The following is a 21,764-nucleotide window of genomic DNA, read 5'->3' as shown; positions in this document are numbered from 1 at the left end:
GAGATCAACGTGGTCAAGCAAGGCAACAATCATTTCAGGTATTTCGTAGGCATCCAGTCTCTTGCACAGATCGCCACGCGCGAAGACCGTGTATGCGTGCTCAACATTCTGGGTGGCGAGTCGTCGGAGGTGACGCCGGTGAGCCACGCGTTCTCGGGCGCGAACGTCGTGTTCGGCACGGCTCCTGGCAAGGGCGGACAGGTGCTCGCGACCCCCGCCGGCGACATCCCCGTCTACAACAACGTGCGCGAAGGCCTCGAAGCCGGGCACCGGTTCAATTGCGGCGTCGTGTACCTGCCGCCGCTGGCTGCGCGCGATGGCGTGGCCGAACTGATCCGCGTGAACCCCGATCTGCGCAAGATCTTCATCATCACGGAGAAGATCTCCGTGCACGATGCCCGCGAGATCCGCGCGATGGGTCAGCAGGCAGGCATCGACATCTTTGGTGCGAACGGACTGGGCGTCGCGGATTCGTGGCAGCGCGTGCGTATCGGCGGAGCGCTCGGCGGCGACGACCCCGGCGCGACTTTGCGGCAGGGCTCGATCGCGATCTTTTCCAACTCGGGCGGATTCAGCACGACCATCGCGCAATATCTGCGCATGAGCGGCTGGGGCACGTCCACCGTCGTCTCCAGCGGCAAGGACGTCTACATCCACTATGCGGCGCCGGAATTTGCATTCGCACTCGCCAACGACGCGCGCAGCAAGGCCGCCGTGCTGTACTGCGAGCCGGGCGGCTATTACGAAGCCGACGCGACATTTACGAAACCGGTAGTCGCGTGCGTGGTGGGCCGCTGGAAGAGCCGTCTCACGCGCGCGGTGGGCCATGCGGGCGCAATGGCGGGCGGAGCCGACGACGCGCTTGCCAAGGAGCGCTGGTTCATGGACAAGTTCGGCGTGGAGCGGATCTTCACGCCGGACAATCCGTGCTGCTCCGCCAGGGGTGCCGTGGTAGCTAACATCGCGCACATTCCGGCGGCACTGACGGCGGTGATGCGCGAGAACGCGACTCTGCCCGACTTCGAGCCTGAAGGCAGCCTCGCGCTCAAGCCGTGGTTCGGCTCGGATCAGGGGCTCGAACTGCCCGACGAACTTGCCCTGCCGGTGGTTGAAGCGGTCGCGCCGTACAACGAGCAGGTGGCGCGGGTGAACAGCCACGTAGGCGCCGTCCCGCCGCGCCAGCCGTTGAAGGATGCCTCGGGCGCCTCGCAAATGGATGCCAAAACGCAGGTCAGCAGCCTGCACGGCGTGTCGATGCTCGAAGCAGCGACGCACGCGCTCGAAGCGAATGTCTGTCTCGCGCTGTTGCGCGAATTCGGCGGCGCGAACGAAGCAAAGCTCATCGACGTGGCGGTTGGCGCGGCGGTGAACCTGCACGGCACGCCGGAACTGGCAGCCGCACAGGCCTCGCGCGAGGCGGGGAACGCGCCCAACGCGGTGCTCGCGGCTGCGGCGTCGATCATCGGGCCAAATCGTCAGCGCGCCGCGCGCGAGGCGGCGTCGCTCATGATTGACCGTTTCGCGGCAGCCAGGCTCACGGACGCGTTCGACAGGACTTTCGATGCCGATTCCGTCGATAGCACCGGCACCGCAGCCCTCTTCTGCGATGAGCCTGACCCGAAGGCGGAAGCAATGCTCGCGGGGCTCGCCGCGCGCGGCGTGAGTTCGGCAATCATCCGGTGGCTAGTGTGCAGCCCGGGCCATCCGCGTTCGGAAGCGGTGCTCGCGGCCATCACGACGACCCTCGCCTGGGGCCCGCTCATGCGTAAGCGCATCTCCCGCCTGACAGCGGAAAGTCTGCCATGGTGGACGAAGCTCTTCGGCACGATGATCGGCGCCTCGGCGGACGCGTCGCGTCACAGTCCCGACAGCTTCTGCGGCTTCGACATCAAGGACGTGCTCGGCGAACGCACCCTGACCGAGATCGCCTTCGCAGCGCTCCTCAACCTGAAACCCACGGCCGACGATTTGTTCGCCTTCAAGACACTCGTCGGCCTGTTGCTGACAAACGGACCCGGCGCCATTTCAGCGCAGGGTGCAAAGGGCGCGGTATCCGCGGACGGCCCCGAGAGCCCTGAGCGGGTGCAGCTCAACAAGGCGCTGGCGGGCTTTCTCACGCACACCGGCTACACGCACGGCGGCAACGGCTACGAAGGCATCGCGTTCCTCAATGAGGCGTTCCGCGGCAGCGGCCTCGATGATCCTTCCGATGCGCACCATGGCGTGGACCTCGAAGCGCTCGCGCGAAGCTCGGTCGAGCGCTACGCGCAGTACAAGGCGCGCCAGAAGCATGTGGGCAGCCTCGACATTGCGAAACTTCCGGGCGTCAATCATCCCGTCTTCAAGGACAAGCCGGTGAATCACGACCCGCGCGAAATCTTCATCGCCGACCTCTACGAAGCCCGCGGCGAATACAACGTGTTCCATGCCTATTACCGCGCGCTCGTGCAGGCGCTTTTCGACGCCGGTGTATCGCGTAACGTCTATTGCGTCAACGTCGACGCAGTGATCGCCGCGCTGCTGCTCAAGATGCTGTGGAAGCCGCTCAGGCGCGGAGAGTTCAGCGAGGCGGATCTCGAAACCGCCGCGTTCACGATCTTTCTCTATCCGCGCATGCTCGGCTGCGCCGCGGAAATTGACGATCACCTGAACCGCGGACGCAATATGGACACACGCACTGCCGCTTCGCAGTGCCACTTCGTGGCATGACCGCGGGCCGGCGACTGTCGCCGCCACCCGCTCTCGTTTTGCGACGGCGAGGCGGTGCCGACGGGCGCCGATTGATAATCAAACAACATCAATCATTCCGAAAATTGCACTTAACGTTTTGCCGGCGCCGGGCGAATATTGCCAAAACCACAATTGCGCGGAACGCCGCGCATTTTCTGGATCTCAGGAGACACCTCGATGCACCCTCGTCTAGCCTTTCGACCGGACGCTCCAAGGCCGCTGCCGTTTTCCGCGTAACGGCCGGGAATTTCCTGGAGCAGTTCGACTTTTTCCTGTTCGGCTTCTACGCCACGCAGATCGCCAACGTCTTCTTCCCCGCCGCGAGCGAGTTTGCTTCGTTGATGATGACGTTCGCGGTCTTCGGCGCCGGCTTTCTGATGCGGCCGCTCGGAGCGATCGTGCTTGGCGCCTACATCGACGACGTCGGCCGCCGCAAGGGTCTCATCGTCACGCTCTCCATCATGGCAAGCGGCACCATCCTGATCGCGTTCGTACCGGGCTACGCCACGATTGGACTTCTGGCGCCCGCGCTCGTGCTGCTCGGGCGGCTGCTGCAGGGCTTCTCGGCGGGCGCCGAGCTGGGCGGCGTGTCGGTGTATCTCGCCGAAATGGCCACACCCGGCCGCAAGGGCTTCTTCACGAGCTGGCAGTCCGCGAGCCAGCAGGTGGCAATCGTCGTCGCTGCGGGTCTCGGCTTCGCGCTCAACCAGTCGCTGAGCGCACCGGCCATCGCCGCGTGGGGTTGGCGCGTACCGTTTTTCGTCGGCTGCATGATCGTCCCGTTCATCTTCATGCTGCGCCGCAATCTGGAGGAAACGCAGGAGTTCAAGGCGCGCCAGCATCGTCCGGGCATGAAGGAAGTGTTCGGCACCCTGGTCCGGAACTGGGCCATCGTTGTCGCCGGCATGATGCTGGTGGCGATGACCACCGCCAGCTTCTACCTGATCACGGTTTACGCGCCGACCTTCGGCAAGACGGTCTTGCACCTGAGCACCGCCGACAGTCTGCTCGTGACGCTGTGTGTCGGCGTATCGAACTTCGTGTGGCTGCCCATCGGCGGAGCGCTTTCCGACAGGATCGGCCGCCGGCCGCTCCTCGTGAGCATGACCGTGCTCGCCATCGCGACCGCCTACCCGGCACTGTCGCTGCTTGCTCACGCGCCGAGCTTCGTCAACATGCTGCTCGTCCTCCTCTGGCTCTCGTTCATGTACGGCATCTATAACGGCGCGATGGTCGTCGCGCTCACGGAAGTGATGCCGGTGCAGGTACGCGTTGCTGGCTTCTCGCTCGCCTACAGCCTCGCCACGGCGGTGTTCGGAGGCTTCACGCCCGCGATCTCGACGGCGCTCATTCATATGACGGGCGACAAGGCCGCACCCGGCTACTGGATGAGTTTCGCCGCAGCGTGCGCGCTCTTAGCGACGTTCGCGCTCTATCGCCGCCGCGCAGTGACGCTGACTCCCGCGCACTGACGCGCATCGCACTCAACGCAACCCCCGCACGACCACAATCATGAAAAACCTCCTTCTGAAACTTTGCGCGACAGCGCTCGTCGCAACCTCGGCCGCTGCGGCGAACGTGCAGGCCGCCGACCTGCACGTCATGAGCTCGGGCGGCTTTACCGCCGCGTACAAGGTGCTCGGCCCCAGGTTCGCGTCCCAGACGGGCAACACGCTCGACACCGCGCTCGGCCCGTCGATGGGCAAATCGCCCGAAGCGATCCCCAACAGGCTCGAACGCGGCGAGCCTGCGGACGTCATCATCATGGTCGGCTACGCACTTGACGAGCTGATCAGGCAAGGCAAGGTCATCCCCGGATCGCGGGTGGAGCTGGCCGATTCGCGCATCGGCATGGTCGTGCGCGAAGGTGTGGCGAAGCCCGACATCGGCTCGGCCGAGGGCCTCAGGCAGACCTTGTTGCATGCGAAGTCGATTGCCTACTCGGACAGCGCGAGCGGCGTCTATATCGAGCGGGAGTTGTTCAAAAAGCTCGGCATCGAGGATCAGGTCAAGTCGAAGGCGAAGATGATCCCGCGGATTCCAGTGGCGTCGGAGGTGGCGAACGGCGACTACGAAATCGGCTTCCAGCAGGTGAGCGAACTGCTGCCCGTCCAGGGTGCCGCCTTCGTTGGCAAGATTCCCGAGTCACTGCAGTCCGTCACACGTTTTGCCGCCGGCATCCCCGTCGGCGCGCAGCATCCAAAGGAAGCGAAGGCGCTCCTCGACTATCTCGCATCGCCCGACGTGCAAGCCGAAGTGAGATCGACCGGGCTCGATTCCGTCTCCGTGCATTGAGACAGTGCCATGGGACGGCTTGTCTCAGCCGGCCTTCCCGTCACCGCGGCGTGTCTGTCGCGGCGTCGTTCGTAACGTCCGGGCGGTCTGGCTCGGCCGCCCGGAGCATCTGAGCGAGACGCGCACGATCGCACGCGCCTTGCCAGATCGAAACGAAGATCACTGCACAGGCGTTGCTGATGACGCTCGTCAGGGCGCGCGCCTCGGACATGAAGCGGTCGATACCCACCAGCAGCGCCACCCCGGCAACGGGCAGATCGGGAATCACCGTGAGCGTGGCGACGAGCGCGACCAGCCCGCTGCCCGACACGCCGGCCGCGCCCTTGGAAGTCAGCAACATGACGGCGAGCATCGTCGCGATCTGCGCCGCGGAAAGCGGCACATCGCACGCCTGCGCGATGAACATCGACGCGAGCGTCAGATAGATCGCGGTACCGTCCAGATTGAACGAATAGCCTGCGGGCAACACAAGCCCGACGACTCCCTTGTCACAACCGAGTGCCTCCAGCTTGACGATCAGGCGCGGCAGTACTGGTTCCGTCGACGATGTCGCGAGGACGATGAGCAATTCCTCGCGCATGTAGCGCAAGAGTCGCCAAAGCGCGAAACCGTGCAGCCGCGCGAGCGGCGCGAGCACCAGTGCAGCGAACAGCAGGCATGCCACGTAAAAAGACACCATCAGCATGCCGAGCGAGCCGACCGAGCGGATGCCGAATCGGCCTACCGTGAACGCCATCGCACCGAATGCTCCGAGCGGAGCGAGTCGCATGATCATCGCAAGAATGCGAAAAAGCGTCTGGGCGACGCCGTCAATGAGCGCCAGCACTGGCCGGCCAGCGCCCGGATACGAGTTGAGCGAGAAGCCAAAGAGCAGCGAGAGCAGCAGCACCGGCAGCACTTCGCCCTTCTCGAAAGCGCCGATAATCGTCTCCGGGATCACACTCAACCCGAAGGCCACGAGCCCGCCCGCCTGCGCGTGCTTCGCATATTGCGCGAGGATGCTCGAGTCCAGATGATGCACGTCGATGTGCATGCCGACGCCAGGTCGCAGCGCGAACGCGATGACAAGTCCGAGCATGAGCGCGACGGCCGTCAGAAAATAGAAAAGCGCGAGCGCCTGGATGATCGTACGTCCGATGGCCTTCCCGCTGGCAAGCGACGTGATGCCCGAGACGATCGTGCAAAAGACGATCGGCGCGATCATCATCCGCACGAGCCCGACAAACGCATCGCTGAGCGGCTTGAGCAGCGCGCCTGCTGGCGGCCAGAAGTGGCCGAGCGCCATTCCGGACACCATGGCCAGCAGGACCTGCACATAGAGCAAACGAAGCGGTCTTGCCAACCTCACGATGCCGTCTTCCTTTTTGTCTTCGCTGTCGGCGTCACTTTATTGCCCGCGGCATCGCTGCTTCCGGCACCGGCGCGCTTCGTCTCGATGATCGTCCGGTGAAACTCCTGTGCGGCCGGCGTGAGGGGCCTTCCGCGCCGTCTGACGATTCCCACGCGTCGTTTCACCACGGGTTCAACGAGCGGGACGCTCGTGAGGATCGGATGGTCATGTCCGGGCATGGCCATCGACGGCACGGCGGCGACGCCGAGCCCCGCTTCGACCAACCCCAGCATGGTCGTGACGTGCCGTGTCTCGCAGACGCTCGGCGCACCTGGCGCCACGGCCGAGAGCGCCTGATCGAGCAACAGGCGGTTACCGGAGGTCTTGTCGACCGAGACGTACTCGTATTCGTACAGCTCGCTCCAGGTCACACGCTTCTTGCGTGCGAGAGGATGGTCGCGGCGGCAGGCCGCGACAAACCGCTCCTGCAGCAAGACTTTGAACTCGATCTCGGACTCCTGACTGCCCATGAAGCTCACGCCGAAATCAGCCTCGCCGCTGATGACTGCGCCAAGCACCTCGTTCGCGCTCGAATCCAGCAGCTTGACCCTGATGCGCGGAAAACGGCGATGATAGCTCGCGATAACGTTCGGCAGAAAGTAATACGCCACGGAAGGGACGCACGCGATAGTTACATGACCCAGACGGCTCGACGAAACGTCGCGGATGCCGAGCAGCGCGACGTCAAGATCATCAAGCAGTTGCTCTGCGCTTGGGGCGAACACGCGGCCGACGGTAGTGAGCGTGACGCTGCGCGTGGTGCGCTCGAAGAGACGCACGCCGAGCGCTTCTTCGAGCTTCTCGATTCGACGACTCAAGGCCGGTTGGGAGATGCTGACCGCTTCGGCGGCCTTTCGGAAGCTTCCCAGTTCCACCACCGCGCGAAATGCCTGCAAGTCATTCAGGTCGAAGTTAATGCCCACGGGCCAGCCTCCGCATCTTAAATGACGAGTATTTTGCATGATTCAGCCGAGAGCACCCATCGGCAGCAGCCGGCTCGCTTTCAGGCAGAGCGCAAAGCTCAACGCCGAACGCAATCCCAACCCGGGCAGCAACTAGCCAGCCGACGATGACCATCACGATGGGTAGCACAAGGTAGCCTGTTGAAACGTCGCGCATCTGGCCATGCAGTGGGGCCCGCATAAATAGCCACTGCTGAATGCCAGGAAGATTCGAACGACGATCGACTTCCGGCCCGTCAGCCGGCAGCACTCATCGTGCGACCCGCATTGCGATTACCAATGTGGACATTGCGATTGCCGTATTGCGTAAGTCCGTGCGTTCCATTATGTTTGAAGCCGCCTGAGAACATCGCCATGATCAGGCGTCGAACTCGACCTGCTAAGGACGCACTGAGAACTATATGGCTGTACCCCGCTTAGCTAACGTCCCGATGACAGCCGAAGCCGGCGTCGCTCTGATGGTGGCCACGACCGCGACATTTGCAGCGAGCGATTCGGTTGTCAAGGTCATCGGTACAGCCGTCCCCCTGACTGCAATTCTGCTTGGCCGCTACATCTTCCAGGCAATCGCTCTCGGCGCATGGCAGGCTAGAGGCGGGATCAGTCGTTTCCGTCATATGGGCACGCTGAAACTTCAGGTGTTGCGCGCTGTGCTCCTGCTTCTCAATTCGGCCTGCACGTTTGCCGGATTGCGCTTTCTACCATTGCCAGTAAGTACATCGCTGGCGATGATGGCGCCACTGATTTCGACATTGCTTGCGGCCACGTTACTCGACGAAGAGGTATCCAGGGCCAGGTGGTCGATGGTTATGCTGGGCTTCATCGGGATGCTGATCGTCGTCAGGCCTGGCAGCGGCGAGTTCAGCTGGGCGGTGGCATTTCCTATCGGCGCTGCTACGACCTTTGCGTGCTTCCAGGTTGTCTCCAGCAAGTTGTCGACAGCCGGCGACCCCGTTACCACCAATTTCTACACGGCCCTCATCGCGAGCATTGCGCTAGCGTCGCTGTTGTGGATCGACCAGGCCGCCCTCCTTCCGGCCATCCGCGAGGTGACGGCTGGAAGCTGGCTGCTGGTTATCGCCATGGCGTCGCTTGCCACTTCGGGGCATCTTCTCATGCTTCAGGCATTGCGCAGAACTCCCCTCGCCGTGCTGACTCCATTTGGCTACGCTCAACTCGCATTCGCCACGTTCTTTAGCTGGCTCTTGTTCGGGAAAGTCCCGGATATGTGGACCTTCATTGGAATGACCGTAATCGCGGTCAGCGGAATCGGCACGATGCTCATGCATGCACGCTCTTTTGCCGGAAACGTGGCAGACGAATGAAATAGCAGTCAGCCCAGGCCCGCCACTGGATTGGAGCCCAATGACGACCGATCTCTGGGCGCCACTTCACCCCGGCATCTCCACGCCTCATCGCCCCATCGCATCGACGCATCGACGCATCGACACATCGACGCATTGCGCGAGGACTCAGCTTTCGAAAGGCGCGCCTAGCAGCAGGTCGCAAACGTTGGGAATCTCCAGACCGGGTACAAGGCGACGTCCAACATCGGCCAGCCCTGTTCCGATGGCGGTGTGCGGCTTTTTCCTCGCAACTTCGGCGAGCGCCTCCGTGAACGCCTGCTTGAAACCGAGTCGCGGATAGAGCGCGAGCGTGTCGTCGATCAACTGGGGAGATATCTCGTCCATTCTGAGCCCCAACACGTCGACATGGGCGCCGAAGTGGACGAGCGCGACCTCGGGCGCTTTGCGATCCGCGATGTCAGAGGACGCGTGCAGAGCAATGGCATCCCAGACAATGTCGACCTTCCCCTGCGGATAGTCGTGTGCGTGCAGGAACCTGCTCGCAGCGTCGGCGCCATCCACTTCGAAGCGCTTATCCGCGGCGTGATCTTCAGACAGGCCCAGGTCGTGAAGCAGCGACGCGAGATAAACCAGCTCGCGGTCGTACTTCATTTGCCGCTTCTTGCCGATGAACTCTGCGAACCACCATGTGCGGTGGACATGATTGACGAATGGCGTCGAATGGGCTTGTTCGACGAGAGCGGCCGCTTTACGCGCGAGTTCGGAGTCCGGCGCAGTCGTCCCTCCGATGGTGACAGGTGCTTTCATGAATTTTCCTCGAATATGCGATCCGGGAAAAATAGTCCACCCTGTCTTTGGCAGCAATGACAAACGCCCCTCGTTTCCGGACATCCGTTTGCCGGCGCGGCGAACCCGCTCTGTGGCGAGCCGCGCATCACGACTTCAGCCCGAAGCGGCGGCGATAGTCGTGCGGCGACACGCCATAGGCCTTCGCGAATGCCCGGCGCATGCGTTCGTCATCGCCGAAACCGGTCCGGCGCGCAATGACCTGAATCGGATCGTGAGCAGACTCGAGCAGGCGCCTGGCCGCTTCAATGCGAAGCCTCTCGACGGCGCGTGCGGGGCTTTCCCCCGTTTCTCTAACATAGACACGAGCGAAGTTGCGCGGGCTCATCCGCGCAGCGTCCGCTAGCGCAGGAATGGATAAGTCCCCTTCGAGATGGTTTCGAATCCAGTCATGAAGGTCGTCGAACCGGCCGCGTGCGTCACGCATCTGTTGACGCAGTTCGACACTGAACTGCGATTGACCGCCCGGCCGCTTGAGAAAAAGAACCATGCCGCGGGCCACATTGAGCGCCGTCAGATGGTCCAGATCGTCTTCGATCATCGCCAGCGCCATGTCGATCCCAGCGGAGACGCCGGCCGATGTCCAGATATGGCCGGAGGTGACGAAAATCGCATCGGGCTTGATGTCGATGGTCGGATGCTGCTTCTCGAGCCGGTTGCACGCGGCCCAGTGTGTTGTCGCAGTGCGGTGATCGAGAACGCCGAGCTGGGCGAGCACGAAAGCGCCCGTGCACACGGAGCCGAGCCGGCGCGGTCGGTCGAGATAGTCTGCGAGCTTCGCCCGCAACGACGCCGTCGCGGCGGCAGGCATGATCAGGTCGCCGCCGGCCACGAGCAGCGTGTCGACGGAGTCGATCACCGCATCATCGAGACGGACGGTTTCCAGCTTGACGCCTGTGTCGGTGGAGACTGCTCCGCCCGCCTCGGAGACCAGCACAACCTGATAAGCGGGACGCCCATCGGCAAAGGCGGCGTCGTTGAAAGCCTGCAGCGGACCCGATATGTCCATCAGCTTGGCGCCGTCGTACGCAAGGATGACTACCTTGCGGGGTGACTGTCCGTCCGGATCGTAGGTTCTAGACATTTGCCTGACTACTCGAGGTGCAGCGAGTTGGCCCGATTGCGGTTCCGGTCGGCGGACTTTCGCTACTGCCGCCCGCGCGACGGCACGACCGCCTGCAGCAACGGGCGTGCGTCCTGGCGACAGAGTATAAGCATCTGGCGCGCGGCAGCAATGACAACCAGCCCTCTTTTTCTGCCAACGTGCGACCGCGGCCCGGCAGCAGGCGTGCGCGCTCTGGACAGCCGCGACCGCGTGCCGGTGGCAGAAATCGAGGGCTCGATGTCATTTGTGCCGAAGTCAGGCAAACCTATACTCGACAGCAGCCGCAGCGCTCACAGCGTTGCCCCGGTTCAGGAAAGTCAGCACAACGCGGAGCAGGAAAAATGACCCAATACAGCGAATTCGAGTTCAGGACGCAACCCTGGTTCGACCCGGCATGGTTCGACCGGTCCACCTTCAAGGGATTCAGTCAGTTCATACCGATGAAGACCATCGTGATCCACTGCTTTGATCCGAGGGCATCCGAGATACCGCAGGCTGTCGCCGACTATTTCGGGGACGAGGTCTATCCCGGTGAAAACATTCTGGATGAAGCGGGCAACCGGATCGGCAACACGCGGACGCTGTTCGCCGTGTCGAATGCGGGCGGCCGCGCCCTTTCGGCTCTGCAATCGGTGGCGACGATGGACTACCTCTTCAAGGTCCAGAACGTCGTCGTGGTGCATCACTCGTTTTGCGGCGCGACGGCTTTCACACCAGAGGCGCTGGTCAACGAGTTTCATGATCACCACCACGCCGACATCTCAACGATGTTCGACCACGACAGCCTCGCCATTGAGCATTTCGAGGAGTCGATCAGACACGATGTCGAACTGCTTCGCGGCAGCCCGGCTGTACCGAAGAGCGTCAAGCTCTACGGCTTCTTCTATGAGATCAATTCGGGCAAGCTGACGGAGGTGGTGCGGGACGTTCCGGCGTAGCCCCGCGATTGCGGGACGAAGCAAGGGGCGTCATTCGACGCCCCTCATCGTTATCATCGCGTTACCGCATCACACGGCACGCTCATGCGCTCGATGTTTGCCTGCCCCACACATTCGACGCATACAGGGACTCGTCAAACTCGGACGGCACATCCGCCGCCAGCCGCTGCGCATGCCAACGCGGCCAGCAACGCGATCAGGCGGTTGCCGTGCTCGCGTACGTCGCGTTTGCGTTCGTCTGCGACACCTGCGAGTTCGAGCGATTGTGCTTGCGTGGACAGGTCAACGTGCTCCGTCGATCAATGCAAGTTCATGCGCTGACAAGATGCGTCTCCGAGATCGCGCGTACGTCGGGCCATGCGTTGCTCGGCGGCCGGCCGAATCGTGCCGTATCGCGCACAAGCGTTCGCGCGCCGCGCTTCGTGTCTATTGCCTGCCCTTCCAGGGCACGAGCCTGCGTTCGAGCGCCCGCATGCCGAGATCGAACAGCCATGCGATCAGGCCGATGAGCACGATGCCCATCACCACGACGTCGGTGCGCAGGAAGCTCGACGCGTTGAGCACCATCTGCCCGAGCCCCGCTGTCGCGGCCACCATCTCGGCAGCGACGAGCGTCGTCCAGCCAAAGCCGATCGCGATGCGCAAACCCGTCAGAATTTCAGGCAGCGCCGCGGGCAACACCACATGCAATACGACCTGACGGAAGTTCGCGCCCAGCGACCACGCCGCGTTGACCTGCTCGACGGATGCACTGCGCACGCCCGCGCGCGCCGCCATCGCAATCGGCGCGAAACAGGCGAGCCAGATCACGACCAGCTTTGCCGTTTCGTCGATGCCGAACCAGATCACGACGAGCGGCAAATACGCGAGCGGCGGCAACGGGCGATAAAACTCGAGAGGCGGATCGAGCAAACCACGAGCGATACGGCTCACGCCCATCAGGATGCCGATCGGCACCGCGCTCACGCAGGCGAGCGCGAACGCGCCGAACACCCGGATCGCGCTCCACATCAGGTGCTCGGACAACGGCAAGCCGCCCTGGATGCGCCCCTTCCACGCATCGACGAATGCATGCCAGACGGCTTGCGGCGCGGGCAGAAAAAGAGGCGGCACCCACGCGAAGTGCGACGCGGCCCACCACAGGAGTGCGAGCGTCACGACACACAAGCTGCTCAGCGCAGCCGTCGGTCCTTCGCCTGGCATGCCCCGATAGCGACGATTGCCGTGCAGACGCGGAGTACGCACATCGGCCTGCGCCGCGCGTCGGCTGTCCCCGCGCACGAGCGCGTCGCTCGACGAATCGATCGAATTCATCACGCAGCCTCCTGCAACGTGTCATGCAGACGGCGCGTCAGACGTTCCCGCCACTCGATGAACGCAGACGAAGACTTGACGGCGCGCGCATCGCGCGTCGTCAAATACTCGCGTGCAAAAGGCAGTTCGTGAACTTCTGCGATGCGCCCAGGACCGGGCGTCATCAACACGAGGCGCGTAGCAAGAAACAACGCCTCTTCGACGCTGTGCGTGATGAAGAACACCGTCTTCTTCGTGCGCGACCAGACGTCGAGCACGATTTCCTGCACGGTCTCGCGCGTGAGCGCGTCCAGTGCACCCATCGGCTCATCCATCAGCAGAACCTGCGGATCGCTGGCGAGCGCTCGCGCAATGCCGACGCGCTGCTGCATGCCGCCAGACAGCGCGTAGACTTTGGCGTCGGCGTGCCGCTCGAGTCCGACGAGAGCCAGCATCTCCCGCGCGATCTCGCGCCGCTCCGTGCGCCCGACACCGCGAAAGCGCAGACCGAGCGCCACGTTGTCCAGCACGTTGAGCCACGGCATCAGCGCATACTTCTGGAACACGACGCCGCGCCCGGCCCCCGGGCCGACGACAGGTGCGCCGTTCAGGCGCACCTCGCCGGCCGTCGGTTCGACAAAACCTGCGATGCAGTTCAGCAAGGTCGTCTTGCCGCAACCCGACGCGCCGAGCGCGACCACGAACTCGCCGCTGCCGATCTGCAGATCGACGCCTGCCAGCGCGGGCGTCGATGCGCCATCGTAGGTCACGCCGAGTCCGCTGATTTCCAGCGTACTCATCGCGCGGCCTGTTGCGCGTAGCGCGGATTGACGCCCGTCGAGTAATCGGGCAATACGTTCTGGATGGTGCCCTGCGTCTTGAGGAAAGCCGCTGTCGCCGCAAGCGACTTCGCCGCGCCCGACTGCTTGCCGCCGCCCAGCCATGTCGGCGATGCCTGTTCGGCTGCCGTCGGGAATGCATACAGTGCAAGACTGGCGGGCACGTCCGCGGCAGCTGCGCCCGACGCCTGCGCGACGGCCTGGACTTCCTTCGAGTCCGCCGTCCACGCCGTTTTGTGATCGCGATATTGCGCGTCGGTGGCAGCGAGCACCTTCACGAGCCCCGTCATGAATCCGCTGTTGTCCTGCTCGAACTTGCGTGATGCCACGAAACCGTCGAAGGTAGCCTTACCCGACTCCTTCGCCACCTCACCCGACGTAATCAGCACCTTGCCGTTCTGTTTAACCTTCGCGAGCACGGGGTCCCAGATATACGTCGCGTCGATGTTGCCGCGTTGCCAGGCGGCCGCCACTTCAGGCGGACGCAGGTTGAGAATCTTCACCGTCGACGGATCGACACCCGCCTGCTGCAACGCGACCAGCGTATGGAAGTGCGACGTCGACACGAAAGGCAGGCCAATTGTCTTGCCCTTCAGGTCCGTCAGTTTCGTGACGCCTGAACCGTCGCGCGCAACGAGCGCCTCGGCGTCGTTGATGTTGTCGAGTATCCAGAACAGCGACAGGTCCACCCCTTGCGACAATCCTGCCGCAATGGGACTGGAGCCCGCTTCGCCGAGTTGAATCGAGCCGGATGCGAGCGCACGAATGACATCCGCGCCGCTGCCGAGCTTGCGATACGTGACCTTGTAGCCGGTAGCCTTTTCGACGGCGCCCGTGGCTTGCGCATAGCGCCACGGCACGACCATGTCCTGATAGCCGATGACGACTTCGCGCGTATCCGCATGCGTGAGTGGAGCGAACGAAGCGAGCGCAACAGCAACGGCCGACGCCGCGACGAGTACGACAGCGCGCAAACCGCGTCGAACGGGAGCAGAAGCAGGAGTGTGGTTCATGTTGTGTGTATGCGAGATGGTTCGAAATACCCGTTGGGCTTCCGACTATAGGCACTTTCCACACACCCGGTTCCAACGATTCCTGCATAGCTAATCACGCCGCTGCGCCTTTGCTTTCTATGCGACAGCAGCATGTTCGGCAGCGGCAGCAACGGGACTGTCGCGACATGCGGCTGATATCGGCTGCCCGTATCGGGGCAGCGCAGATAACGTGATTGGAGACGAATCCAAAGAGGCACCCCTCGCTGGTGGTGCCTTGAGCAATGCAATCACCGTGTTTCTGTTAGTACGTCACAGAAGCCCCACTGCCAGTAAAGCTGTGCTGGACTGGAGAGTCATTTGCATAGTCGGACACGGCCTGGATGATGTTCACGATCTGCTGCGGCAACCTGCCGCCGCTGACGGCGGTCATTGCAGTACGGTCCATCTCAACGGCTACGGGGAGGTCTTTGATTACCAGCGTGTTCATTTCAATTCTCCAGGGAAATTAGTCAGCCACGAATGTCGGCGCTTGTTTCGAGGGTGTCGCCACTCCTCGATGAGCATCAAGGCAAAGTGCATGCCAAACGGCGGCGCCGCGATAAGCGATCACACAACCAGTTGAAAATACTGGATCCGGCTGGGGTGAGCGCGAACTGGCAGACAGATGTGCGCGCTGCGGCCGGTGGGCCGCAGCCAACTCTTCCTCTGGCGCTGTGGGTCAGACTGCGACACATGCGTGCCAATCACAGGCGTTCTCACCAATCGAGCGTTCAGCGCACTCGCCCGTCACGCAGTCCAAGGCGCTCCGGCGAAACGCAGGCAGTTTATAAGCGCGCGCAACACCTGCGGCGCGCGATTCCCGATGCTTCCGTTCCAGAATGACGATGACGCCGGCATGAGAGTCAGCTCTGGATGGATGCCATCGCGCGCCCTCAGCCCTACCTGATTTGCGTCCCGGGTTATCCCGTCAAACATTGCTACGCGGCGACGTCCATCACTTCGCGTGCTCGCAATCGTGCCCCACCTCGTTGCGCATACTTTGACGCTTCACTGTCACACAACAGTCAGGTGATCCACGTAGCCATGCTGGCTGCACACAGGAGAGTTGCGATGTCCAGTCAAATTCGCCGAAGCGGGAGTACGCCAAGCGATCACGCGATATCGGCGCCGTCCACATCGTCTGCCGGACAGGCCACCAATCCGGCCACCAGTCCGGCCGCCAATCCGGCCAGCCCGGCCAAAGCCAGGCTTCCTGCCGGGAAATTGAGTGCCTTGTCATCGTTCTCGAAGACGATGAAGGAAAAGACAAGCCGTCCAGTTATCCCGCCGACGGGCGAGATGGTGACGACGACGACAAAATGGAACGGCGTTGTGATCAGAACGCGTCCCGGCGATTCAAAGGCGTTTCCCAGGCAGGTCAATGCGGCGCTGGATGAGATCGCAAGCAAACCGGCGGGCAAGCAGTTGCTGCAAGAGATCGAAAATCACCAGGGTAACGACCAGTTCGGGTACAAAGTGGCAATCATGCCCCAGGCCTCCGGGAAGCGGCAGACGCTGTTCGGCAGGCCGCGGACTTATGCGGACGGTAACGTCACCAGATCGGCCAGCGACGAAAAAGCGTCGACACCGGGCGAAGGCGCTGCGTCGTCCATCAAATGGAACCCGCAGCAAACCGTTACGCCGGACGGCACGCGGCCACCATTCATCGGGCTCGCTCATGAAATGATCCACGCGCACAACAATCTGAAAGGCGAATCCAGTCTGATTTCGAAACCCTCCGGTTCGACGGACGGTATGGGAGCGCAAGGGCCGGGCGAGATTGCCCAGAAAAAAACGTCTCGCCCTGTCAATCCAAAAGTCGAAGACGAAAACAAAGTCGTGGGTTTAGGAAAATATGCTGATAGCGCTGCATACCCGTTGACTGAAAACACTATTCGCAAGGAACACGGCCTGGCGCCGCGGCAAGAGTATTCCGGCCTCGATGAATAGCGAATGCGGCGGCCTTTGTGCCCGTCGCCCGGGGGCCGCAGCGTTAAACTTACAGCTTTCCGGTCACTTCGGCTGAAGCCGCGCGGCATGGACCTCAAGCAAATCCAGTATTTCATCGCCCTGTTCGAGGACGGCTCCGTCACCCGCGCGGCCAAACGGCTGAACATCGTCCAGCCCGCGCTCAGCATGCAGATTTCGAAGCTCGAAGCGGAGCTGGGTCAGACGCTGTTCGAGCGCGGGCCGCACGGCATGACGCCGACGGATGCCGCGCGTCTGATGTATCGCCTCTACACGCCGATCATGCGCGACATCGAGCACGCGCGCGTGCAGTTGAGCCGGCAGGACGTGATTGTCACGGGCCGCGTGTCGCTCGGCATGGTGTCGTCGGAAACGGAAAGCGTGCTGGCCGAATCGCTGGCGAAGTTCAACGCGCTGTTTCCTCAAGTCGAGGTGTCCGTCGCGGACGGCTTCAGCGCGCAACTGATCGACGGCGTCGAAGCGGGACGGCTCGATGCCGCCATCATCAACAAGCCGCGCGGACGGCTCGCACTCGACATGCAACCGCTGCTCGTCGAAGAGATGGTGTACGTGACGGGACTTGCGTGCCGCGTCGAGTTGCCCGAGCGCATCGATCTGTCGAATCCGCCCGCCGTCGAACTCGTGCTGCCGACGCGCCGCAACGGTTTGCGCGGCGCGCTCGATGCAGCGCTGATGGCCGCGAATATCGTCATCAAGCCGACGTTCGAAATCGATCTGTTGAGCACCATCGTGCAGTTCGTCGAACAAAGCGCCGTCGCGACGATACTGCCGCGCGTCGTCGTGCAGCGCAAAGTGGATGAAGGCACTTTGCGCGCGCATAGAATCGGCACGCCGCCCATCCTGCGGCATATCGTTCAGGTCTCGCATCCGAAGCGGCCCATCGGAGCTGCCGCGCAAGCGCTGATCGACATCATCGCCGACGAAATCCGCCGCGTCACGAAGAGCGCGGCGGACGAATCGTGACGTGCTTCAACCCGTCACCTCGCGTTGCGGCACTGACACCTGATCGAGCCTGCCGCGCGTCTCCGGCACGATGAATGCGCCGATCAGAAAGATCACGCTGATCGCCCCGACGAAGATCGCAAGCATCAGCGGCAGTTCGCTCGTCTCCTTCGCCACGAGAGAAACGACGGTCGGCATCATGCCGCCGATCGCAAACCCGATGTTCCATGACAGCCCCGTGCCTGTCGCACGGATCGCCGTCGGGAAGCGCTCGTTGAGGAAGATCAGGATCGGCGCATAACCGGCGCTGCCGAGCGCGCTCAGAATGACGGCATACACGCCGAGCGTGACGATGTCGTTAGCTGTGGGCAGCAACAGATAGAGGCCGGGCAGCGCAACGAGTCGAATCAGCCCGATCCACACGAACGCGCTCTTGCGGCCGATGAACGTGCTCAGATGCCCCGCCGCCACGGAAGCAAGCACCACCGCGATACTGCACAGCATCAGGATCGCGGCAGCCGCGCCGTTCGGCGTGTGGCTGACCACTTTGAGGAAGGTCGGCAGATAGCCCGACGTGAGGTAGTAGCCGCTGCCGCCGCCGATCGTCAGCAGCAGATTGACGAACAGGATCGAACGGAAATCGCGCGAGAACAGCGTGCGCAGCGGCGAACGCACGATTTCGACGGGCGCGTTGCGATGCTGCGCGGCGGCCTTCGCGGCCTTCTCCGCCGCCAGCTTGCGCCACAGCGGCGACTCTTCGAGACTGTTGAACACGAAAAGACCAAGCACCGAACTGATGATCCCCGTGAAGAACATGCAGCGCCAACCCCACACCTCGAACTGGTGGCCCGGAAACAGCGACGACATCAGCAGGAACGTCAGCGAAGCGAGCAACGCGCCCATCCCCGCACCGCCGCCGCCGATCAGCCCCGACACGGCGCCGCGATACTTCGGCGCGACGGATTCCGTGCCGATCGTATGGGTCGACGCCACCACGCCGCCGACGAACACACCCTGGACGAGCCTCAGCAGCAGAAAGACGACGGGCGCGGCCAGACCGATCTGATGAACCGTCGGCAGCGCGCCGAACAACGCCGTCGACACGCCGACGCCGACCACGGCGATGATCATCGCGCCCTTGCGTCCGTGGCGGTCGGCGTAGGAGCCGAACAGCGCGGAGCCCAGCGGACGCATCAGCAGCGTCACCGCAAACGACGCGTAGACGGCGGCAAGCGACAGCATCGCGTGCTCGGATGGGAAGAACAGGCGCCCCACGACGGGCGCCACGTACAACAGCACGAACAGGTCGAACAGATCGAGTGCCCAGCCCAGACACGAGGCGAACACTGCGCCCATCACCTGCCGCTGGTCGATAGCCGGCACGGCGGCGCCATTTTGCGCTGCTACGGACATCATTCATCTCCTTGAATGGTCACCGGACCGTTTCTCTTGTTGAATCCGATGAAGATGGCACCTTGTACTTGCGTGCTCTGGTTAGCGTTAATGAAACGGCTATGGCGTCGAAACAAGCGGCGCGGTTTGCGTCGCGCCCGTCTTGCTTCGTTGCATGACCATCGCGTCGGCGATCTTCTCGGCGATCATGATGGTCGGAATATTCGTGTTCGCCGACGGCAAGCGCGGCATCAGCGACGCATCCACCACGCGCAGACCTTGCGTGCGATGCACGCGGCCTTCCGTATCGGCGACACTGTCCGCGCTGCGCAAGTCGCCCATCCGGCACGTACCGCTCGCATGCCACACGCCGAATACATTCGCGCGGATGAAACCGTCGAGTGCCTGCGCGTCTTCCAGCAGTGCCGACATGCGCTGGCCGCGTGTGAAGAAACGTTCGATCAGAGCCCGCCGCAAAGACGCCGGTGTGTCGAGCAGCACGCCGAGCATCGAAGTCAGCAATGCGTTGCCCGACCCGACGCGGCTGAGCGCTTTCACGCGCGGCGAAAACGCGGCGGGGAAGAAATCGCGTTCGTCGCCGCCCAGTCCTGAAGCCTTCACGACGCGAGCCAGCATGCGCACGCCCGCTGCCAGCCGTTCGAGATCGCGCGGATCGTCGAGCAGATTGAGTTCGACGCGAGGCGCGGCGAACGCATCGGCGGATGCGAGCCGCACCTGGCCGCGCGAATAAGGCCGGTTGCACCAGAGAAAGAACAGACCGAGCCGGTTGCCGAGTGCATGCCACGCAGCGCGAGCCGCACTCGACAGATACAGGTCGGACGCTTCGCTGCCCTCCACGCCGGAACTCAGACGCGCAGCCATCATGCTCGCGCGCCGCCGCGACAACGGCATGCGGTATCGCGGCGCGAGAAAATGGCAAAACGTCAGCGACGGATGGTCCTGCAAATTGCGCCCGACGCCAGGCAGATCGACCCGGCATTCGATGCCGAGTGTGCCCAGTTCGTCGCGCGGCCCGATGCCCGCGCGCAAGAGCATTGCAGGCGATTGCAAAGCGCCCGCGCACAGAATCACTTCGTTCGCGTCGAACTGCACGCGCTCGCCGTTTTTTGCAACGGCAACGACGCCGCGCGCAACCGCGCCTTCCATCAGCAGACGCTCGACGCGTAACTCCGCGAAAATGCGTAAGTTGCCGCGCTGGCGCGTCGCCTCATCCAGATACGCGGCCGCCGTCGACACGCGCCGGTCGTCGATATTCGAGAACGCGCCGGGAAAGAAACCGTCATCGAACTCGGCGTTCTGATCGTGCAGCATCACGAAACCCTGCGCGCGCAGCCCTTTTTCGAATGCATGACAGAACGGCGGCCAGTCTTCCGGCATGATGCGGCGAATCGGCACCGGGCCGTCGCGCCCGTGCAGTTCGTCTTCCGGAAAATTCATGTCGCGCTCGAGCTTGCGGAAGTACGGCAGCACATCGCGCCAGCCCCAGCCCGTTGCGCCATTCGCGGCCCACTCGTCGTAATCGCGCGGCAGGCCGCGGTTGGCCGATTGCACATTGATGCTCGACCCGCCGCCCATCACCTTGCCCTGCTCGTAGACGCGCAACGCCGCGCCGCGCGTCGCTCGCGCTTTCAGCTCGGGCCAGATATAGGTGTCGCCGCAGAAAACGGGCATCGGATAACTGTCGAGAATTTCGCCTGGCACGGCGCCCGGCGGCGTATCCCTGCCCGCCTCGATCAGCGCGACGCGCAGCGACGGTACAGCCGACAACCGGTGCGCCAGCACGCACCCTGCCGATCCTCCGCCGACGATCACGTAATCGAAGCGTTCCATCAACCTGTCTCCAGGCCCGAATCCGGGCTTCTGTGTTTGCCTGCTTACTTCCCGCGAAATACGGGCTTGCGCTTGCCGTGGAAGGCTTCGACGCCTTCGCGGAAATCTTCCGACGTGCGCAGACGGCTATAGCAATGTCCTTCGAGCTCGATCGCGATGGAAAGCGGCGCGTCTTCCGTATCGTTGAGCAGTTTCTTCGCGGTGCGTTGCGCGAGCGGCGAGAACGCGCGCAGTTCGTCGACGAGCGCATCCGTCGCGGCTTCGAGTTCGCCGTCCGCGACGCATTCGACGGCGATGCCCCACTCGTAGGCCTGCTTGCCGGGAATGCGGCGCGAGCGCATCACGATGTCTTTCGTGCGGCCGATGCCGACCATCTGCTGCAGGCGGGCCGAGCCGCCCGAGCCCGGAATCTGGCCGAGTTTCTGTTCGGGCAGCGCGTAGAAGGTCGTATCCGTCGCGATACGGAAGTCGCACGCCAGCGACAGTTCGAAACCCACACCGAAGCAGAAGCCGCGATTCGCGGCGATCACGGGCTTCGAGCAGCGCGCGGGCGCAGCGATATTCCACGCGAGTTTCGACACGTGTTCCGGCGACGCTTCCAGAAAGCCCTTGATATCGCCGCCACTCGAAAAGTGTTCGCCCTTCGCGCGAATCACGATCACGCGCACGCGCTCGTCTTCGTCGAGTGCTTCGAACGCGGCGCGCAACTGGTCGCGCGCGTGCATCGAAATCACGTTGAACGGCGGACGGTCCAGGATGATGTCGGCGCGTTCGCGCTGTGCGTCGATTTCGACCGAAAAACCGTCGAGTTCCTGAAGCAGCGTCTGGCCGCGATGGGTCAGGTCAGTCAT

The 21,764-nt window shown here is 63.1% G+C and carries 19 protein-coding genes; 8 read left to right on the top strand and 11 right to left on the bottom strand.

What is annotated here, in order from left to right; all coding sequences use genetic code 11:
* Positions 1–9: 9 nt before the first annotated feature.
* From FRZ40_RS34805 to FRZ40_RS34795, 3 genes are read left to right on the top strand one after another with little or no spacing between them, the layout of a single operon-like run.
* Entirely contained in the window at positions 10–2,709 is a 2,700-nt protein-coding gene (locus FRZ40_RS34805) for a CoA-binding protein (protein WP_147237221.1), read from the top strand.
* Positions 2,706–4,202 (top strand): MFS transporter, encoded by a 1,497-nt coding sequence (tcuC, locus tag FRZ40_RS34800; protein WP_240057428.1) that lies wholly within the window; start codon positions 2,706–2,708, stop codon positions 4,200–4,202. Before FRZ40_RS34805 ends, tcuC begins: the two co-directional genes overlap by 4 nt.
* A 40-nt stretch (positions 4,203–4,242) precedes the next feature.
* Entirely contained in the window at positions 4,243–5,025 is a 783-nt protein-coding gene (locus FRZ40_RS34795; RefSeq protein ID WP_147237220.1) for a substrate-binding domain-containing protein, read from the top strand.
* A 40-nt stretch (positions 5,026–5,065) separates the two neighbouring features.
* On the opposite strand, the gene dctA is transcribed toward FRZ40_RS34795, so the two are convergent.
* Both dctA and FRZ40_RS34785 read right to left on the bottom strand, forming a co-directional pair.
* Positions 5,066–6,373, bottom strand: coding sequence for a C4-dicarboxylate transporter DctA (dctA, locus tag FRZ40_RS34790; protein ID WP_147237219.1), 1,308 nt, complete (start codon positions 6,371–6,373; stop codon positions 5,066–5,068).
* Complete coding sequence (locus FRZ40_RS34785; protein ID WP_147237218.1) at positions 6,370–7,338, bottom strand: LysR family transcriptional regulator; 969 nt, start codon at positions 7,336–7,338, stop codon at positions 6,370–6,372. Before FRZ40_RS34785 ends, dctA begins: the two co-directional genes overlap by 4 nt.
* Before the next feature lie 440 nt (positions 7,339–7,778).
* Here FRZ40_RS34785 and FRZ40_RS34780 point away from each other — a divergent pair, with 440 nt between their 5' ends.
* A complete protein-coding gene (locus FRZ40_RS34780; RefSeq protein WP_028368349.1) occupies positions 7,779–8,702 on the top strand; it encodes a DMT family transporter in 924 nt (307 codons plus the stop codon).
* A gap of 147 nt (positions 8,703–8,849) precedes the next feature.
* On the opposite strand, the gene FRZ40_RS34775 is transcribed toward FRZ40_RS34780, so the two are convergent.
* A complete protein-coding gene (locus tag FRZ40_RS34775) occupies positions 8,850–9,491 on the bottom strand; it encodes an HD domain-containing protein (protein ID WP_147237217.1) in 642 nt (213 codons plus the stop codon).
* 127 nt (positions 9,492–9,618) lie between these two features.
* Positions 9,619–10,614 carry a GlxA family transcriptional regulator gene (locus FRZ40_RS34770; RefSeq protein WP_147237216.1) on the bottom strand — a complete coding sequence of 332 codons (996 nt, stop codon included), beginning with the start codon at positions 10,612–10,614 and terminating at the stop codon, positions 9,619–9,621.
* Positions 10,615–10,764: 150 nt separating this feature from the next.
* Here FRZ40_RS34770 and FRZ40_RS34765 point away from each other — a divergent pair, with 150 nt between their 5' ends.
* A complete protein-coding gene (locus tag FRZ40_RS34765) occupies positions 10,765–10,980 on the top strand; it encodes a hypothetical protein (RefSeq protein WP_147237215.1) in 216 nt (71 codons plus the stop codon).
* 95 nt (positions 10,981–11,075) lie between these two features.
* Positions 11,076–11,573, top strand: coding sequence for a carbonic anhydrase (locus FRZ40_RS34760; protein WP_240057427.1), 498 nt, complete (start codon positions 11,076–11,078; stop codon positions 11,571–11,573).
* 426 nt (positions 11,574–11,999) lie between these two features.
* On the opposite strand, the gene FRZ40_RS34755 is transcribed toward FRZ40_RS34760, so the two are convergent.
* From FRZ40_RS34755 to FRZ40_RS34740, 4 genes are all read right to left on the bottom strand, one after another.
* Positions 12,000–12,887, bottom strand: coding sequence for an ABC transporter permease subunit (locus tag FRZ40_RS34755; RefSeq protein WP_147237214.1), 888 nt, complete (start codon positions 12,885–12,887; stop codon positions 12,000–12,002).
* Entirely contained in the window at positions 12,887–13,666 is a 780-nt protein-coding gene (locus FRZ40_RS34750; protein WP_147237213.1) for a taurine ABC transporter ATP-binding protein, read from the bottom strand. Before FRZ40_RS34750 ends, FRZ40_RS34755 begins: the two co-directional genes overlap by 1 nt.
* Positions 13,663–14,718: a taurine ABC transporter substrate-binding protein gene (gene tauA, locus FRZ40_RS34745; protein WP_147237212.1), complete on the bottom strand. Its 1,056-nt coding sequence runs from the start codon at positions 14,716–14,718 to the stop codon at positions 13,663–13,665. The genes FRZ40_RS34750 and tauA overlap by 4 nt, the downstream gene beginning before the upstream one ends.
* A gap of 283 nt (positions 14,719–15,001) precedes the next feature.
* Positions 15,002–15,187, bottom strand: a complete 186-nt coding sequence (locus FRZ40_RS34740) for a hypothetical protein (RefSeq protein WP_028368356.1) — start codon at positions 15,185–15,187, stop codon at positions 15,002–15,004.
* 623 nt (positions 15,188–15,810) lie between these two features.
* On the opposite strand from FRZ40_RS34740, the gene FRZ40_RS34735 reads away from it, so the two are divergent.
* Entirely contained in the window at positions 15,811–16,689 is an 879-nt protein-coding gene (locus FRZ40_RS34735) for a M91 family zinc metallopeptidase (protein WP_158647063.1), read from the top strand.
* 87 nt (positions 16,690–16,776) lie between these two features.
* A complete protein-coding gene (locus FRZ40_RS34730) occupies positions 16,777–17,691 on the top strand; it encodes a LysR family transcriptional regulator (RefSeq protein ID WP_028368358.1) in 915 nt (304 codons plus the stop codon).
* A 6-nt stretch (positions 17,692–17,697) separates the two neighbouring features.
* Here the strand turns inward: FRZ40_RS34730 and FRZ40_RS34725 are convergent, their stop codons facing one another.
* The 3 genes from FRZ40_RS34725 to FRZ40_RS34715 all read right to left on the bottom strand — a co-directional run bounded on the left by FRZ40_RS34725 (position 17,698) and on the right by FRZ40_RS34715 (position 21,764).
* Positions 17,698–19,083 (bottom strand): MFS transporter, encoded by a 1,386-nt coding sequence (locus tag FRZ40_RS34725; RefSeq protein ID WP_028368359.1) that lies wholly within the window; start codon positions 19,081–19,083, stop codon positions 17,698–17,700.
* A 99-nt stretch (positions 19,084–19,182) separates the two neighbouring features.
* Positions 19,183–20,913: a GMC family oxidoreductase gene (locus tag FRZ40_RS34720; protein ID WP_147237211.1), complete on the bottom strand. Its 1,731-nt coding sequence runs from the start codon at positions 20,911–20,913 to the stop codon at positions 19,183–19,185.
* Positions 20,914–20,957: 44 nt separating this feature from the next.
* Positions 20,958–21,764, bottom strand: a complete 807-nt coding sequence (locus FRZ40_RS34715) for an enoyl-CoA hydratase/isomerase family protein (RefSeq protein WP_028368361.1) — start codon at positions 21,762–21,764, stop codon at positions 20,958–20,960.

The sequence above is a fragment of the Paraburkholderia azotifigens genome (assembly GCF_007995085.1).
Taxonomy (GTDB): Bacteria; Pseudomonadota; Gammaproteobacteria; order Burkholderiales; family Burkholderiaceae; genus Paraburkholderia; species Paraburkholderia azotifigens.
This window is presented reverse-complemented; position numbering and strand designations above follow the sequence as displayed.

Bases quoted from the DNA above. Each gene is read 5' to 3' on its own strand.
- FRZ40_RS34765 (WP_147237215.1), top strand. From the start codon at position 10,765: ATGACAACCAGCCCTCTTTTTCTGCCAACGTGCGACCGCGGCCCGGCA.
- tauA (WP_147237212.1), bottom strand. From the start codon at position 14,718: ATGAACCACACTCCTGCTTCTGCTCCCGTTCGACGCGGTTTGCGCGCT.
- FRZ40_RS34750 (WP_147237213.1), bottom strand. From the start codon at position 13,666: ATGAGTACGCTGGAAATCAGCGGACTCGGCGTGACCTACGATGGCGCA.
- FRZ40_RS34740 (WP_028368356.1), bottom strand. From the start codon at position 15,187: ATGAACACGCTGGTAATCAAAGACCTCCCCGTAGCCGTTGAGATGGAC.
- FRZ40_RS34730 (WP_028368358.1), top strand. From the start codon at position 16,777: ATGGACCTCAAGCAAATCCAGTATTTCATCGCCCTGTTCGAGGACGGC.
- FRZ40_RS34715 (WP_028368361.1), bottom strand. From the start codon at position 21,764: ATGACTGACCTGACCCATCGCGGCCAGACGCTGCTTCAGGAACTCGAC.
- FRZ40_RS34755 (WP_147237214.1), bottom strand. From the start codon at position 12,887: ATGAATTCGATCGATTCGTCGAGCGACGCGCTCGTGCGCGGGGACAGC.
- FRZ40_RS34770 (WP_147237216.1), bottom strand. From the start codon at position 10,614: ATGTCTAGAACCTACGATCCGGACGGACAGTCACCCCGCAAGGTAGTC.
- FRZ40_RS34780 (WP_028368349.1), top strand. From the start codon at position 7,779: ATGGCTGTACCCCGCTTAGCTAACGTCCCGATGACAGCCGAAGCCGGC.
- tcuC (WP_240057428.1), top strand. From the start codon at position 2,706: ATGACCGCGGGCCGGCGACTGTCGCCGCCACCCGCTCTCGTTTTGCGA.
- FRZ40_RS34725 (WP_028368359.1), bottom strand. From the start codon at position 19,083: ATGTCCGTAGCAGCGCAAAATGGCGCCGCCGTGCCGGCTATCGACCAG.
- FRZ40_RS34775 (WP_147237217.1), bottom strand. From the start codon at position 9,491: ATGAAAGCACCTGTCACCATCGGAGGGACGACTGCGCCGGACTCCGAA.
- FRZ40_RS34760 (WP_240057427.1), top strand. From the start codon at position 11,076: ATGAAGACCATCGTGATCCACTGCTTTGATCCGAGGGCATCCGAGATA.
- FRZ40_RS34735 (WP_158647063.1), top strand. From the start codon at position 15,811: ATGTCCAGTCAAATTCGCCGAAGCGGGAGTACGCCAAGCGATCACGCG.
- FRZ40_RS34720 (WP_147237211.1), bottom strand. From the start codon at position 20,913: ATGGAACGCTTCGATTACGTGATCGTCGGCGGAGGATCGGCAGGGTGC.
- FRZ40_RS34795 (WP_147237220.1), top strand. From the start codon at position 4,243: ATGAAAAACCTCCTTCTGAAACTTTGCGCGACAGCGCTCGTCGCAACC.